General features: G+C 36.1%; 1 protein-coding gene. It reads right to left on the bottom strand.

The window, feature by feature from the left end; all coding sequences use genetic code 11:
* Window positions 1-65: 65 nt before the first annotated feature.
* Complete coding sequence (locus ACTL4S_RS16390) at window positions 66-1,112, bottom strand: GIY-YIG nuclease family protein (protein WP_441299680.1); 1,047 nt, start codon at window positions 1,110-1,112, stop codon at window positions 66-68.
* Between the last annotated feature and the right edge of the window lie 321 nt (window positions 1,113-1,433).

The following is a 1,433-nucleotide window of genomic DNA, read 5'->3' as shown; positions in this document are numbered from 1 at the left end:
AGCAGTCCTTAACAGATTTACGGAATTAGGTCGACCACTTACCCAAGTTACGCCTTAAATTTGGCTCAATTAGGGGCGCTTTGCATTTCAAATCTTTGTGCAACAAAGCCTAATGTTATTAGATTCTTTTCATAATGTTTATTTCGCCCCTTTAGTAAATTAGTTAATCGTTGCTGGAATAAGCATTCCTCAAGCAGATTCTTCTGCTTATTGGCAATTTTACGTGCTTCTGAATACAACCATAATGCATTATCCAAAGGGTCTTTGCGTCTAACTCTTTCATCCTGAACAATCCACTTTTTCACATACAGCATCGCAGCAGATATGTCTTGATCCATCAGATTTTTAAGTACATCTAGATCATAACTTTCTGATTTGTCTGTTTCGTACATCTTGTGGTCTAATCGTAAGACTTGCTCATTTCGCTCTTTGGCGTATTGCCATCCTAGTGGCAAAGGTTCGGGTGGCACAAAATCTTGTTGCTCTGTTAATCGTACTGTTCCACGCTCAATGACCTTGGTAATTAAAGCAACCTTGGTCAGTTCTTTTTCATGAGGATAGTCAACAAAATATTGGTCAAAAACAATTTGGGCCTGTTCCTGTCTATCAGCAGCAACCAATGCTCGGACTGCTTTATCTAATAGTTGGATAGAACCCAGAGGGCGTAGAGCAAGAAGCTCGGCCAGTAAACCATTTTCAATAGTAGTGTTTGCAAATAATTTATGATACCTCAATGCTTCTATAAAAAAATCAGCCTTTTCATTCACCTCCTTCGCTAACTCAGCATCTAACTCAGCTTTCTTTAACTTGGACTCAATCTCATTTCGGTGACCCAAAGCTTCCATATTTAAGCTTCGACTCATATTTTGACGATTAACCAACTGATCGCCATATTTTGAAAACAGCTTTTCCTCTTCTTCTAATGCCTGGTTTTCCGATAATTGATCAATTACAATTCTGACGTTGTATTGATTATTTAGATATTTTTCAACATACAAATCCCAGTTCAAATCCCGGTCTTTACGCCATGCCCTATCATCACACCCCTTGCCAACATAAAATACCTCACCTGATAATGTTTCATGTACATAAACGTAATACTTATAATCCATTGCTTTCCCCATAGTTGATGCCAATTTTTATAACGAGTAAATTCAACTCACACCATATTTATTGATATTTTCCCACTATTCATTCAGCATTTTTAGTCTTTATCAACAGACAGAAATCATGCCTTAAATTAGTAAAAATTTTTAGATAATTTAATTTTTAGCAGACTTCTAAATATGTAAACTAAATAAATTCAATTTACTAACAAAAAAAGTAAGCGTCCGCTGAACACACCTTATGAATTCATCCTATAAGCCTTAATTTAGTCCCCACTTAAAAACAAGTGGGGACTAAAATTTATGACTACAAATCACCAGACATCC

The organism is Acinetobacter lwoffii, assembly GCF_052078135.1.
Classification (GTDB): domain Bacteria; phylum Pseudomonadota; class Gammaproteobacteria; order Pseudomonadales; family Moraxellaceae; genus Acinetobacter; species Acinetobacter lwoffii_Z.
The sequence above is the reverse complement of the archived record's forward strand: the minus strand, read 5'-3'. Positions and strand labels throughout refer to the sequence as shown.

What these genes read in the sequence shown, in the direction of transcription:
- ACTL4S_RS16390 (WP_441299680.1), bottom strand. Translation starts at nt 1,112, where the DNA reads ATGGATTATAAGTATTACGTTTATGTACATGAAACATTATCAGGTGAG.